The 13996-nt window shown below is 48.0% G+C and carries 12 protein-coding genes, 2 rRNA genes and 1 riboswitch; of the genes, 1 reads left to right on the top strand and 13 read right to left on the bottom strand.

What is annotated here, in order from left to right; genetic code table 11:
* Positions 1–194: 194 nt before the first annotated feature.
* Entirely contained in the window at positions 195–953 is a 759-nt protein-coding gene (locus tag BUA14_RS20455) for an SDR family oxidoreductase (protein ID WP_072774296.1), read from the bottom strand.
* Positions 954–1272: 319 nt separating this feature from the next.
* On the opposite strand from BUA14_RS20455, the gene msrB reads away from it, so the two are divergent.
* Positions 1273–2235 (top strand): peptide-methionine (R)-S-oxide reductase MsrB, encoded by a 963-nt coding sequence (gene msrB, locus BUA14_RS20450; RefSeq protein WP_072774295.1) that lies wholly within the window; start codon positions 1273–1275, stop codon positions 2233–2235.
* Here msrB and BUA14_RS20445 read toward each other — a convergent pair.
* From BUA14_RS20445 to BUA14_RS20390, 12 genes are all read right to left on the bottom strand, one after another.
* Positions 2232–2648: a DUF2695 domain-containing protein gene (locus BUA14_RS20445; protein ID WP_072774452.1), complete on the bottom strand. Its 417-nt coding sequence runs from the start codon at positions 2646–2648 to the stop codon at positions 2232–2234. The two genes, msrB and BUA14_RS20445, sit on opposite strands and share 4 nt — an antisense overlap.
* Before the next feature lie 238 nt (positions 2649–2886).
* Entirely contained in the window at positions 2887–3306 is a 420-nt protein-coding gene (gene arr / locus BUA14_RS20440) for an NAD(+)--rifampin ADP-ribosyltransferase (RefSeq protein ID WP_072774294.1), read from the bottom strand.
* A gap of 66 nt (positions 3307–3372) precedes the next feature.
* A complete protein-coding gene (locus tag BUA14_RS20435; protein ID WP_084078752.1) occupies positions 3373–4047 on the bottom strand; it encodes an MgtC/SapB family protein in 675 nt (224 codons plus the stop codon).
* Between the two features lie 160 nt (positions 4048–4207).
* On the bottom strand, positions 4208–5566 hold the full coding sequence (locus tag BUA14_RS20430; RefSeq protein ID WP_072774292.1) for an MATE family efflux transporter: 1359 nt from the start codon (positions 5564–5566) through the stop codon (positions 4208–4210).
* On the bottom strand, positions 5566–6528 hold the full coding sequence (locus tag BUA14_RS20425; protein WP_143153487.1) for a M14 family metallopeptidase: 963 nt from the start codon (positions 6526–6528) through the stop codon (positions 5566–5568). Before BUA14_RS20425 ends, BUA14_RS20430 begins: the two co-directional genes overlap by 1 nt.
* Positions 6529–6548: 20 nt before the next feature.
* Positions 6549–7514 carry an ABC transporter ATP-binding protein gene (locus tag BUA14_RS20420; protein ID WP_072774290.1) on the bottom strand — a complete coding sequence of 322 codons (966 nt, stop codon included), beginning with the start codon at positions 7512–7514 and terminating at the stop codon, positions 6549–6551.
* Positions 7507–8295 (bottom strand): ABC transporter ATP-binding protein, encoded by a 789-nt coding sequence (locus tag BUA14_RS20415; RefSeq protein ID WP_345788644.1) that lies wholly within the window; start codon positions 8293–8295, stop codon positions 7507–7509. Before BUA14_RS20415 ends, BUA14_RS20420 begins: the two co-directional genes overlap by 8 nt.
* Positions 8296–8297: 2 nt before the next feature.
* Positions 8298–10730 carry a nickel transporter permease gene (gene nikC, locus BUA14_RS28580; protein ID WP_072774288.1) on the bottom strand — a complete coding sequence of 811 codons (2433 nt, stop codon included), beginning with the start codon at positions 10728–10730 and terminating at the stop codon, positions 8298–8300.
* 3 nt (positions 10731–10733) lie between these two features.
* Positions 10734–11672 (bottom strand): nickel ABC transporter permease, encoded by a 939-nt coding sequence (nikB, locus tag BUA14_RS20405; RefSeq protein ID WP_084078750.1) that lies wholly within the window; start codon positions 11670–11672, stop codon positions 10734–10736.
* 251 nt (positions 11673–11923) lie between these two features.
* Positions 11924–12187: riboswitch (cobalamin riboswitch) on the bottom strand.
* 219 nt (positions 12188–12406) lie between these two features.
* A complete protein-coding gene (gene truA / locus BUA14_RS20400) occupies positions 12407–13144 on the bottom strand; it encodes a tRNA pseudouridine(38-40) synthase TruA (protein WP_178371757.1) in 738 nt (245 codons plus the stop codon).
* 277 nt (positions 13145–13421) lie between these two features.
* Positions 13422–13538 (bottom strand): 5S ribosomal RNA (gene rrf / locus BUA14_RS20395).
* A 143-nt stretch (positions 13539–13681) separates the two neighbouring features.
* Positions 13682–13996 (bottom strand): 23S ribosomal RNA (locus tag BUA14_RS20390); the annotation flags it as partial.

Genomic DNA, 13996 nt, shown 5'->3' with positions numbered 1-13996 from the left:
GCAACTGCTCCCCTTCAATATACCGATGCTCCTGCCTGCAGTAATCTATCTGCTCGTGCCGTTGTGCCTGCAACCAGGAAGGTTAAATAAGCAAAAATGACAGTATGCAGAAAACTCCGCCACTGTCATTTTGAATATCATTGCTTTGCTAATGCTTTTCTATTTTGATGGTTTTCCCAATAATACAAAGGGTTTTAGTAGGCAGACCAGCCTCCGTCAGCTACAATAACAGCTCCATTGACGAAACTGGACTCCTCCGCAGCCAGGAACAATGCCACCTGAGCAATCTCCTCAGGCTTGCCCATGCGGGGATTGGTGGCCATACCGACATAGGCCCGTGCGGAACCGAATTTATGAGGATCGGTAATTGTGGACCCGATATTCGTTTCTACCGCTCCCGGGGCGATGGCGTTGCAGCGAATACCCTGCTGAGCATACATAAAACCGGTATTCCGGGTGAAACCAATTACGGCATGTTTGGAGGCTGTGTATGTTGCACCTGCTCTGGCACCGTTTAATCCCCCTGCCGAGGCGATATTGACTATGACGCCGCTTGATTTTTCCAGGAATATGGGAAGAACCTTCCTGGTTGCACGCATAACGCTTGTGGTGTTTACGGCAAATATTCTTTCCCAATTCTTATCTTCTATGTCAGCGGCAGGTTCAAAATTATCCATGATCCCTGCATTATTGACAAGAATATCTACGGTACCATAAGTACTCACAGCTGTGTCAACCAAGGTTTGTATATCTTCTTCCACAGCAACATTGGTCTTGATGGCCAAAGCGGTGCCACCTGCCGAAGTAATCTCTTCGGCAACCTTATGGGCCCCCTCAAGATTGAGATCCGATACAACGACTTTGGCCCCTTCCTTGGCGTAGAGAAAGGCAATTGCCTTGCCCATACCGGAAGCTGCTCCCGTTACGATGGCTACCTTATTCATTAATCTCATGGTTTTTTCCTCCTCGCTCTAATCACTCAAAATCTACTTTCTCTGCCGGCAACCTTAGGGTTACCAATTCTGCTTGTTTTAAGAACTGTTTTCCGGAAGTTTTTACCCTCCTCTCTCATCTAATAGCCTTTCTAATCTTTTAAATATTCGGAATTTAGTTAATTCTAACGTATTCTCCGCTTTTTGGCCAGTCCGAACAGCATAAAATATAATTCTGATCGGATTGATATTTTTAATTATCAATGAAAAGAGTTATTATTGAAGTAAGGATAACTTTAGGCTTTCAAGCCCATCCTATGCTCAAAGGAGGGAAGATTTTATGACAGTTGATAAAACCAATCCGGAAGTTGCCACTTTTGCCGGGGGTTGCTTTTGGTGTATGGAATCAGTATACAGCCCCTTGCCTGGGGTTTTGGAGGTTCTATCCGGCTACACCGGCGGCCATGTGGAAAACCCCACCTATAACGAGGTATGTTCCCACACCACCGGACATCGGGAAGCGATCCAAATTAAATTCAATCCGAATCGTGTAAGCTATAAGGAACTATTGGATCTTTTCTGGCGGCAAATCGATCCCACCGATCCTGGTGGACAATTCCACGATCGCGGTGAATCCTATCAGACAGCCATCTTCTATCACAGCGAAGAACAACGCCGGCTGGCCGAAGAATCTAAAAATGCTTTAATCAGTAGTTCGCATTTTGATAAGCCCATCGTTACTGAGATTCTCCCGGCTGTTCCCTTCTATCCGGCAGAAGATTACCACCAAGGTTATCATCAAAAGAATGCGTTTCGTTATGCTCTTTACCGTCAGGGCTCAGGCCGGGATGCCTTCATTAACAAACATTGGGCAAAAGAAAAGGAGCAATTAAAAAAGCGTTTAACACCGCTGCAATTTCATGTGACTCAGGAAAAAGGCACAGAACCTCCCTTTCAAAATGAGTTTTGGAATAACAAGCAAGAGGGGATTTACGTCGATGTCGTTTCCGGTGAGCCTCTTTTCAGTTCTAAGGATAAATTCGACAGTGGCTGCGGCTGGCCTAGTTTTACCAGACCGGTGTTAAAAAGCAATATCGTCGAAAAAATTGACCTCAGCCATAATATGACTCGCACAGAGGTCGTCAGCCGCAATTCCGAATCTCATTTGGGACATGTCTTCGATGACGGGCCTGGTCCGGATGGCTTGCGTTACTGCATCAATTCGGCGGCCCTGCGCTTCATACCAAAAGAAGATCTGGAACGTGAAGGGTATGGAGATCTACTCCGTTTGTTCCGGGATTAGATTGGAGAGTCTTTGCCGATTAAGCGACTTTCAACATTATAGAGCACTTCACAGTCACACACGCCGCCGTTCTTTTGGAAAATCTCCAGGATATCGTTGATTTTGCCGCGGTTAAGCTGCATCTGGGTTAGTATTTGCCGGCTGAAACGATAAGTATGGTCACAGTGGAAGGCTCCTAGCTTTTCATTTAACCGATAAAAGAACAGACGCTGAAAAAGCATGCTTAAGATCTCAGCATCTTTGTTCAAACTGGATTTCTCATGATTATAGAGAGCATCGTATTCCAGATGTCCCTGCTTAATCCCATGAACCAAACGTCGGTTAACCTCTTCTTTAATCAATTTCTTATCCTTAAGAAGGGGTAATTCTGCTTGTCCTTCTTCCTGAAAAGTCTTCTCCGGCATGACTATCATCTCCTTAAAAGAATAAGCTTCCAATTCTTTAGATTTTGATTTTTTTATAGTTCTTCAATACTTCTATTATAAGCATAGAACATGCTTTAATTCATCGTTCTTTCTTCACATACCGAGTAGCGGCATGACAAAAAAGGACAGGGGGCAACATTTTTCTGATATTGCCCCTGTCTGTATGTTTTTATATTTACTCTGAAAACACGGTAAAAACGTATCTTTTGTGCTGACTATCTCATAGTCAGTCGTTTATCGCCTCAATGCCGAGACGTTTGAGTTCGTCAAGATGATCCCGCATTTTCTGGAGCGCCTCTGGGGAGTGTCCTTCCCATTCCAAGACTTCGCCTACTACGTGCAAGGGATGTTGGGTGCGATAGGATCTGGTCGGGTTCCCCGGGAACTTCTTATCCGTCAGATTGGGATCATTCTCGAAGGTGCCGGTGGGCTCCACACAATAGATACGACCGGGTCCGTCGCCCACTGCAAGTTCTGCTCCCCACACGGCCGCATCCAAGGCCGCAGTCAGATAGACATAGTTGGCCTTCTTTCGCTTGCCATAGTTAGAGCTATAGCCAGGCTCCAGCAAGTCTCCTATCTTCAAGTCGGCTTTTGTACCGTGATAGAAAGGTCCGGTTTCAATCAGTTCTCTTTTTTTATGCACACTAAGTCCTCCATATAAATTCCTGTTTATCGTTTTCAAAAAGTTATAGCAGATTTCGGCATCCCGTTACCGCCGGTACAGGGGCATACTCTCCTCCATCGTTACACCATCAATAGCCACAATCTCCCCTAAAATCTTGAAGTAGTCAATATCTTTAGGCACCCTGATTCTGAACTCAACTGGAATATTCCTGGAAAACTTGATCGGCAGAATGGAAACATGTTTAATCGTGATGCCATTTTTTTCAAAAACCTCACCAATTTCTGTCAGCTTAAATTCATTGGCAATACACACTTTTAGTAACTGCTGGTTGCGAAAGAGAAGCTTTTCAAAAAAGCCGTCCAAGGTCAGGAAGACCAGGAAGGTGGTTATTAATGAAGAATAATACATCCCTGTAGCCACTGCCATGCCAATCGCCGCTACCACCCAAATGCTGGCGGCCGTTGTTAGCCCTTTGACTGAGGTGCCCTCGCGCATGATGGTGCCGGCGCCCAAAAATCCAATACCGGTTACGATATTAGCCGCTATTCTTCCCGGATCTTTATTGGCATAATCAAATGAAGTAAAAGCAAACATAGACACGATAGTGACCAAAGCAGCCCCCAAAGCTACGAGTATATGTGTTCTTAATCCTGCGGGTTTGTGGATCTTCTCCCGTTCCCAACCGACAATCCCACCTAAGATACAGGCTAACAAAAGTCTTAAGGCCATTTCATAATCGCTAATCAACAATAGAGCCACCTCCCGAATCCATTCAGTAACTATAGGGCCTCACTTTGATTTTACAATAAGTATTGATCTATTTTAACTCTACTCAATAAAAAAAACAAAGAGACCATTTATAGATAATGGCTCCCTGTACTATTTCTCCAAACTATATGTTACCTAGCGGAATAGGGTTTTAACCTTCCTGTTTACCCCATTTCCCCAGAAAGTAATAGCCTCCCAGCGCAAGAGCAGCCGTCAGCCAGGTAAGAGGATAAACAACCGCCACACTGGTGGCCGAAGGCCATAAGTGCATAAATACATTCACCAAAATAAGCCGCAAGCCGCATAGAGTCACTAAAATGATGATCATCGGCGGTATGGCCTTGCCGGCTCCCCGTACTACCGAGGCAAAGATCTCTAAAAACACGTAGATAAAATAAAAAGGAAAGGTAACTTTAGCCAACTCCAGCCCGATCGCCACCACTGCTTTGGAATTAGTGAAAAGAGCAAAAAGATGCTCTCCCATCAGAAGCACACTCCCGCTAAGGCTCACCGCAGTTATAACTCCGATGGCCAGGCAGACCCGGGTTCCTTTCCTGACGCGGTTCAGCTTTCCCGCCCCGATATTGTGGCCGGCAAAAATCCCTGCCGTCTGGCTTATGGCTAAAATCGGCAGATAGATAAACAGCTCCACCCTGAAATAGGCGGTAAAGGCGGCAATACTATTGATACTGAGAGTATTGATATGGGACTGGACCAAAAGGTTGGATAAGGTAACGACTACCCCTTGAATGCCCGCCGGAATGCCCACGGCTAAAATCCTGCCTCCGTACTCCCTTGCTATACTCAAGCCCTTTAAGCGCAGACGGTAATACCTATTCCCCCGGACTAGATGAAGAAACACCAATAAGGCCGCCACTGTCTGGGAGCATAAGGTGGCCACCGCAGATCCCCCCACTCCCCAGCCCAGAATGGGAATAAACAGGAAGTTCGCCCCTACATTCCCTAAGCCCCCGATAAGCTGATAGATCATAGGCGATTTGGAGTCTCCCAAAGCGCGCAGAATCCCGGCGCCCATATTATAGCTGCTCATGGCCATAAATCCGCAAAAATAGATGCGGATATATAACGTTGCCTGGGCCATGATTTCCTGGGGGGTATTCAGCAGCTTTAAAAGAAGTGGTGCCAGACCTATTCCCAAAAGAGTAAAGACCGCACCGCCGTAAATGCTCATCGCCATGGCGGTGTGAATCGTCTTATTGACCCGTTCATAGTCTCCCGCCCCGAGATAGCGGGCCGTAACCACGCCCGTACCTACACTCAGGCCGATAAAGATACCTAAGGCACAAAAAACCAATAAGCTGCCGGCACCCACGGCGGCGGCAGCACTGGGATTCAGAAAGCGGCCGACAAAGATCAAATCCACCGTATTATACAGCTGCTGAATTAAACTGCTGCCCAGCAGGGGCAAGGAGAAAATGATGATCTGCCTGCCTATGGGGCCTTGGGTCATGGTCTGAGGCTTTAGGGCCATGCTTTGATTTTCTTCCATTATGTTCCCGCACAGACCCCATAGGCAACCAGAGGATCTCCCTCATTGACCGCTAAGCCGGATGTATAGTAAAAGACCCGCCCCCTGCTTTCCGCCCGGTATTCATGCAAGGCGTTGCCCCAAATATCCTCGGTATGACCCAGAAGCTGGCCTTTCTCCACCACCTGATCCTCTTTTATAGCCGGATACCATAAGCCCTGTTCTTGACAGGTGAGATAGATCGTCTGTTCAAACACAGTTTTGGCGCAAACTTCTTCAGCTGCCTCATAGTCCAGCATCTCTAAGTGCTTCAGGATCAGCCGCACATCCTTCGCATACTCTTCAACCCATTCCTCATGGCAATAGCCGCAATACCCCCGTTCCAAGAGCAGGCCGGGAATATTCATGGCCATGGCGGCATAGCTATACTCCCCTCGGGAAGCATAAGAAGAGATGAGATAAGGTATATTCGTTGCCCTGGCCGCCGCCAAAGAGGTTTGACTGACTTGCGGCGAGGCTCCCGCCGGGAAAAACAAGCAGGGGGTCAACGGCTCTGTCCGTCCCCCGCTATGGAGATCAACCAAAAAATCCGTGTCCGGGAAGATTTCCCGGACGAAATAATCAGCAATCCTTTGGCCTGTCGAACCGCTGGAGCTGCCGGGATAGCAGGCATTCAAGTTGGTTCCGTCTTCCGGTACCAAGTCAATGCTTTGGCCCCAAAATCCACTCATGTTTACACTGGGCAGCAAGAGCAGTTTCCCCGCCAGGAGGAAGGGTTCAATGTCTTTGGCTAAACGAATAAGAGCTGCAACTCCAGGGTATTCCCCGCTATGAATTCCTGCCGTCGCCGTAAGGGTTGGCCCCGGTTTTTGACCATAAATGGCTGTAGCCGGTATCTGGTAACCCTTCACATTGGGGCAGATCAGGATTTGCTTTTTCTCACCAGGCTGCAGTTTCACGCCGCCGATTTTCCAAGGTGTCAAACTAAACTCTCCCTTCAGACTCATCCCTTCTTCTGATGCGCAAACAGGTGGCAGGCTACCCGATGATGGGGAGCGATCTGATAAAACGGAGGGGCCACCTGCCGACACTGCTCCATGCGCTGGGGACACCGAACATGAAAGGCGCAGCCTTGGGGCATATCCAGGGGGCTGGGAATATCTCCTTCCAGTAAGGTTATCGGCTTAGTAAAGTCCATATCGACGGTAAACACCGAATTGATCAGGGCCCTGGAGTAAGGGTGACAGGCCCGCTCCCACACCTGCTCCCCCGGCAGGCACTCCACTACCCCGCCTAAATACATCACCATAACCCGATGGGCTATGGATTGCACCAGGGCCAGATCATGGGAGACAAAGATGATGCCTAACCGGCGCCGGCGTTGAAGTTCCATCAGCAGATCAATAATGCGCTTTTGCACAGAAACATCCAGGGCTGCTGTGGCTTCGTCACAGATCAAAATCTCCGGATCCAGGGCTAAAGCCCGGGCAATACCCAAACGCTGCCGCTGCCCCCCGCTCATCGAGTGGGGGTAGCGGCCGGCATAATCTTTAGGTAATTGGACCAGTTCCAAAAGTTCCTCCTGGCGCTTTAACCTTTGCTGACGGGATAGTCTGTTAAAATTAAGCAGAGGTTCGATGATCGCCTCTCCGGCTTTCATGCGCGGGAAAAAAGCCGCCGCCGGATCCTGAAAAACCATCTGAATATGGCGACGGTCCCGGCGCAAAGCCTCTCCCTTTAAGCCGGTAACATCCTTGCCGCGAAACAGCAGCTTTCCTTCATCTGGTTTTTCCAGCCGGGTGAGCAGTCTCAGCAAGGTACTTTTGCCACAACCGCTCTCGCCCACAATTCCCAAAGTCTCCCCTACGCTTAAGGTAATATCTACATTACGGCAAGCTGTGAGAACGCGGCCTGTATCCGTCGTATATCTGCGAGTCAATCCCTGACCTTCCAATATGACTTCACTCATCGCCTTTCACTCCCATGGCCGGTACTGCCGCCAGCAACTCGCGGGTATAGGGGGATTTAGAGTGGCGCAAAATCGTCTCTCGATCTCCCCGATCCACGGTCAGCCCATTGCACATCACTAAAATATAGTCGGCCATATAGGCCGCAACCCCCAGATTATGGGTAACCAATAAAATGGATGTACCGTAATCCTTGCGCAAATCCATCATCTGCTGGACTATCTGGGACTGAGTTGTCACATCCAGGGCACTGGTGGGTTCATCCGCTAACAAAAGGCGGGGCTGAAACACCATAGCCATAGCGATGCCCACACGTTGACGCATCCCTCCCGAAAGTTGAAAAGGATAGGATTTCATAATCGTCTGACTGTGGGGCAGCCCCATCCGTTCCAGCATCACCCGGCCCATCTCCCAGGCCTCTTGTTTAGGCACGGCTTCATGGGCCCGAATATACTCTACAAACTGACTGCCAATGGTGCGGATGGGATTGAGCATGGCACCCGAATCCTGAAAGATCATGGACATTTGTCTACCTCTTAAGGCTTGCCATTGACCAGCAGACAACTGCAAAAGGGAGCTGCCGTCAAAGAGAATATCCCCTTTGCTAATTTCCCCCCCGCCCGGCAATAGTCCCATTGCCGCACGAATAGCGGTGGTCTTGCCACTGCCGCTTTCTCCCACCAAGGCTACAATTTCTCCGCTTTTAATCTCCAGGCTGAAATCCACAAGGGATGGTGTGGCATCATGATAGGCAATGGTCACATCGCGATAACTGAGCATCATGTTTACTCCACAGGTTTAATATCTGTGGTCAGCCAATAATAATCGATGGTAGCAATATCCGCTCCTGTGACCTTGGCTGCATTGCTGATCATGCGGCTATTGTAATAACCGTAAGCGATCGTTGCCGCGTCATCAATCAAAATCTGCTGCAGTTGGGTGATCAGGTTGACCCGGTTTTCCCTGTCCAGTTCCGTCGTCAGCTGTTCATAAAGCTGATCATACTGGGGATTGCTGTAATAGCCATAGTTGCCTGAGTTCTTGGAATACCAATTGCCCAGATAATCCTGAGGGTCCCCTACGCCCACAGTCAGGGTATTGCAAGTGAATAGATCAAATTCTCCGGCATTGCTCAGGGCCAGGGCGGTATCATAATCCCGGATATTCACGGTCACCTTTATTCCGATCTCATTAAGCTGTAAAGCTACCGCTTGAGCAAGTTGATCCAGGTTACGGCTGGTGAAAGCCACATGATCAAGATCAATAGTCTTGCCGTTCAATTCTCTCCAGCCATCCCCGTCACGATCGACAATCCCTGCCTCATCCAGAACGTCAATAGCCGCCTGCTTGTTAAAAGGATAGGGATTGGTTAATTGATCATAATTGTAATCCAAGGAGGAGGGCAATACGGAAATACCGGCTGTATACATTCCCGAGGTGGTAATACTGCACATGGTTTCTTTATCCAAAGCCATCATGATCGCCTGACGGAGAGCCTTATTGCTTAAGGCACCTTTGTGGTTCATATAAGCATTGGCGGTGCGCACACCGGCAGCTGTGGAGACATAATAGGCGCTGTCATTTTGAAGAGCATTTAAATCACTGGCGGTGGTAACATTCTCCACCAAATCAACATCTCCGCTTTTTAAGGCCATCGCTTTGGTAGAGCTGTCATCAATAAATATAATCGTAATGCTATCGTAAGGTACAGGGCCGTTCCAATAGTATTCGTTGCGTTCAACTTCCATGCTCACGCCGGTGTTGGTGCTTTTAACCTTATAGGGCCCGGTGCCGATGATCTCCTGATCGGCTTGGGTGACGTCGACTATGGCAAAATAAGGATATGCCAGGATGCCGGGAATATTCTCGGTAGGCTCAGAGCACGTTAAGGTCACAACACCTGTTGCATCATCGGCCGTGATGGATTCATAAACCAGATAACCGTCGGGGTTGGAATTGCCTTTCCCCCCTTGTGCAGCATCTGTTTCCGCATAAAGGCGCTCAAGGGAGGCTTTTACCGCAGTCGCTGTGACAGCATTGCCATTGGAAAATTTCACTCCTTCACGAATATGAAGCTGCCACTGGGTAAAATCATCGGAAACCGTGTAGTTATCGCAAAGATTAGGCTCGGCTACCACCTGATCGGAAAATTTAAACAAGTTTTCCCCGATCCCATAGCGCACAAAGCACCAGCTGGAATTGGTATTGGTGGCGGGATCAATAGAGTCCGAATAATTATAGCAGCCAAAATTCAGATGGGCTGTCTTGGTGGTGTCTCCGGCTGAGGCGGCAGTGCCGCCACAACCACTTAATGTCCCCAGCATCAGGGAAACCATCGCTACGATGGCCGTGACTTTTAAGAACTTTTTCACGTTTATCCTTCTCCTTTTCCTTTTATAAAATGTTGTATTTTCATCCCGGGGATCGAGAAGATCCCGCAGGTTGTCCCCCAGAAGATTAAAAGCCACTACGGCAACGAAAATAGAGATACCTGGAAAAATAATCAGCCATGGAGTCGATTCCATATAAGCCCTGCCCTCATTGAGCATATAGCCCCATTCAATGGAGGTCGACTGAGCTCCCAGGCCCAAAAAGGAGAAGCCGGCCAGTTCCAGCATCATGCCCCCCATATCGGTAGCTGCCGTTATAACTAAAGTGGGCAGCACCGAAGGCAGCATATAGCGCCAAAGTATATGGCGGGCCCTGCCTCCTGCCATTTGCGCCGCCAGAATATACTCCTGATGCTTGATCTTCAGAACCAGGCTGCGGGCAATCCGTGCATACTTCGTCCAGCTGACAATGGTAATGGCTATAACCGCGTTGGTAATACTCGGTCCCATAATCCCTGCCATAGCAATAGCTAAAGCCATCCCCGGAAAGGACACCATCATATCCGATATACGCATGATGACAGCATCCACTATACCGCCAAAATAGCCGGCCACAATCCCCATGACTCCGCCCAGTGTAAAAATACTCAGTACCAAAATCAAGGTGGAGGAGAGAGAGGTGCGGGCTCCGTAAACAATCCGGGAAAACAAATCCCTGCCCATAGGATCTGTGCCAAACCAATGCTCACTGCTGGGCGGTTTTACAGCTGCACTTAAAATAGCGTGGCGGGGATCATGGGTAGCTATGTAAGGGGCAAATATGGCGATTCCAGCCAGGACCATGACAAACAGCAAGGAAAAGGCCAGCCTCTTTTTTGTTTTGTTCACAGATCACACCCCTTTTCTCAGGCGCGGATCCAAAAAGCTATAGGATATATCCACCGCCAGGTTCACAAGCATATAAATCAACGCAATCCAGAGCACATAACCCTGAATCAGAGGATAATCCATAGAGGTAATGGCGGAAATCGCCAACTTCCCCAGAGCCGGATAGGAGAAAATAACCTCGACCACAGCTGTTCCCCCTAAAAGGGAGCCTAAAGAAAGTCCCAGCATGGTGAGCAGAGGCAGCATGGCATTGGGTATAATATGGCGCCATAAGACGGTGGACTCGGAAAGCCCCCTGGCTAAGGCTCCGTAGACATAGTCCTGATTCATTTCCTCCAGGATTGCCGCCCGAACCTGCCGCGCGTATTTCCCCGCCATGGCAAAGGCCAGGGTAAAAGCAGGCAAAAGCATCTTTTTTAGCCCCATGCCTGTGGAGACTACCGGCAGCAAACCCAGCTTTAAAGCCACAAAATAGAGCAATAACAGTCCCACCCAGAAGTTGGGCATCGAGATTCCGAAAAAGGTGCCACCCCTTATGATATAGTCAAGAGGACGGTTTTGATAAAGGGCCGAAAGAGCGCCAAGGGGAACAGCCATAATCAACATCAGCACCAGCGAGAGAGAAGCCAGCTGCAAAGTCGGCATCACTTTGATTGCCAAAAGCTGGGATACCGGCTTGCCCTGGCTATAGGAGATGCCAAAATCCCCCTGGAGACATTTCAGCAGCCATGTTCCATATTGAATCCAAAAGGGCTGATTCAATCCCATCTCCTCGCGCATCTGCTCTAAAACCTCTTCGGAGGGGATGCTGCCGCTGACCGCAAACATCGCCCGCACGGGATCACCCGGAGCTAAGTAGATAAGCAGAAAGCTCATTAAGCTTATTCCCAGCAAAACCATGATAATCTGTAAAAGACGTTTAGCTATCTGGCCTTTCAGCATGCACATTACCACTTTCCTGTCATAATTTGTTTAATCACTGAACTAATCCGCATTTGACCCCCGCCTCTATAGGCGGCGGGTGCCCAAGGGCGGCTAAGTCCAGTATGGACTCGACTAACTTTCAGTAGGGGGTGAATCCCCCACTGAAAAAAGTCTCGTTCAATACTCACAAATGTAGACAAAAAACGGGTATATCAGCTTTTCTCAAAGCCGACATACCCGTTTTTGCATGTCCGACACGCACCTTTGCACGTAACAACAAGGAAAGCGTAAGTCTCCTGACTCCCGTTATGAAAGCAAGGCTTTCTGCGACCACATCCTACCTTCCCAAGGCAATCTTTTACCCCAGTGGCGAACTTACGTTCAGACAGAGCATCCGCTCTGCTTTGGCATGGTCTCACGGTTCACAGTGCCGGTAAGCGCGGGGATTCCCACCCCATTCCATCTATGCCTCAGCCTCAATCTCTCAGAAAGTTCGATCAGGGTCCAAAGCAACGACATTCCTTTATATTTTAACAGAATTTTCTACATGATCTTTTACATGGTTGCAGAATAGCATACTTCTTTTTCACTGTCAATGACTATCTTAAGATGCGCTCTCATCTATTTTGTGCACCGACAAGCCTCCGCTGTGAAAAAAGTTAAAACCATAAATCCGCTAGGGAGCCACCAAAGCTTCTTGCACAAATGCTAGCAAAGACTCTATTACCTCTGGAATCGCTTTCACCTTGAATCTAATATTGAACCTCTCTTAGAAATAGGCCTTTTGCTTGAGCTAAAGGCCCAGCTTCCCAACGTTTCTTTTCCTGCAATATCTTTTCAACCTCTGATGAATTAAGTTTACCTCTACCTACTTCTAAGAGAGTTCCGACAATAATCCTTACCATGTTCCATAAAAAACCGTCACCATTCACTTCTATATCTAAATAATCGCCATTTTCGACGATATTAATAGCATGAATTGTGCGAACCGTCGACTTATTGCTTGGTTTCATGTTTGTAAAACCCTGGAAATCATGTGTCCCAATTAAACTCTGTGCGCCCTTGCGCATTTCGATCAAATCAAGTGGCTCTGGAATATGATATGAATATTTTCGCTCAAACACATTTCTGTATTTATTAGTGTTTATTTTATAGACATAGGTTTTTGATTTGACGTTATATCTTGCATGAAATCTTTCATTTACGAGCTCGATAGATTTTACGACGATATCTTCAGGCAAAAATTCATATAGATAGTAAAGTATCGCATCATTACTCCAGGTGCATTTTGTATGGAAATTTGCAATGTAGTTTTCAGCATGAACTCCTGAGTCCGTTCTTCCACAGCCAACGACCAGAATATCTTCCCCAGTCATCTTAGATAAGACAGCCTCAAGTTTGCCTTGAATCGTTAAATCTGTCTCTTTTTGCTTCTGCCACCCTTTGTATCTAGAACCATCATAAGATATCGTCATTTTAAAATTTCTCATTGTGCGCCACCTTTTCTAAAACATTCGAATATGTAATTTTACTAATTATCTTGCCCTCTATCAGTTATTTTTAAAAAATTCGTTGTAGAGGTATCAGTCTACAGAACACCGTACATGGCGCCGGCGAATGGATGCCCCCCCCCCCGGCCGTTTTTTTCGCAAGGAAAAAGCTAAAACTCCTCCCCCCAGACCTCACATACTTGCCTTCAAATCACGCACTGGTGCGTGATTTGAAGGCAAGCAAAAAGACCATCTCAATCGATGGTCTCCTGCACTTACCTGGCAACGACTTACTTTCCCAGGACCCTGCGGTCCAAGTATCATCAGCCCTGGAGGTCTTAACTTCCGTGTTCGAGATGGGAACGGGTGGAACCCCTCCGGTATAATCACCAGATCCTTTGAAGTTGTCAGGACTCCTCTCGGAACCCCTATTCCCTCAAAACTGCACAGACATTCTTCCACTGTAATTTATTCTGCCATCCTTCACTCACGCTCAGTCTTGAGCCCTTCAGTGAGTTCCTTTTCGTTGCGGGACCTTAGGTCAAGCCCTCGACCGATTAGTACCCGTCAGCTCCATACCTCGCGGTACTTCCACTTCGGGCCTATCTACCTGATCATCTTTCAGGGGTCTTACCAGCTTATGCTGTGGGAAATCTCATCTTGAGGCCGGTTTCGCGCTTAGATGCTTTCAGCGCTTATCCGCTCCGGATATAGCTACCCAGCACTGCCTCTGGCGAGACAACTGGTACACCAGTGATCCGTCCAACCCGGTCCTCTCGTACTAGGGTCAGTTCCTCTCAAATTTCCTGCGCCTGCGACGGATAGGGACCGAACTGTCTCACGACGTTCTGA

It is taken from the genome of Desulfitobacterium chlororespirans DSM 11544, from assembly GCF_900143285.1.
GTDB lineage: Bacteria > Bacillota > Desulfitobacteriia > Desulfitobacteriales > Desulfitobacteriaceae > Desulfitobacterium > Desulfitobacterium chlororespirans.
This window is presented reverse-complemented; position numbering and strand designations above follow the sequence as displayed.

Coding starts and splice junctions, on each gene's coding strand:
- nikB (WP_084078750.1), bottom strand. CDS start 11,672: ATGCTGAAAGGCCAGATAGCTAAACGTCTTTTACAGATTATCATGGTT.
- BUA14_RS20420 (WP_072774290.1), bottom strand. CDS start 7,514: ATGAGTGAAGTCATATTGGAAGGTCAGGGATTGACTCGCAGATATACG.
- BUA14_RS20415 (WP_345788644.1), bottom strand. CDS start 8,295: ATGATGCTCAGTTATCGCGATGTGACCATTGCCTATCATGATGCCACA.
- BUA14_RS20430 (WP_072774292.1), bottom strand. CDS start 5,566: ATGGAAGAAAATCAAAGCATGGCCCTAAAGCCTCAGACCATGACCCAA.
- BUA14_RS20445 (WP_072774452.1), bottom strand. CDS start 2,648: ATGATAGTCATGCCGGAGAAGACTTTTCAGGAAGAAGGACAAGCAGAA.
- msrB (WP_072774295.1), top strand. CDS start 1,273: ATGACAGTTGATAAAACCAATCCGGAAGTTGCCACTTTTGCCGGGGGT.
- BUA14_RS20455 (WP_072774296.1), bottom strand. CDS start 953: ATGAGATTAATGAATAAGGTAGCCATCGTAACGGGAGCAGCTTCCGGT.
- truA (WP_178371757.1), bottom strand. CDS start 13,144: ATGAGAAATTTTAAAATGACGATATCTTATGATGGTTCTAGATACAAA.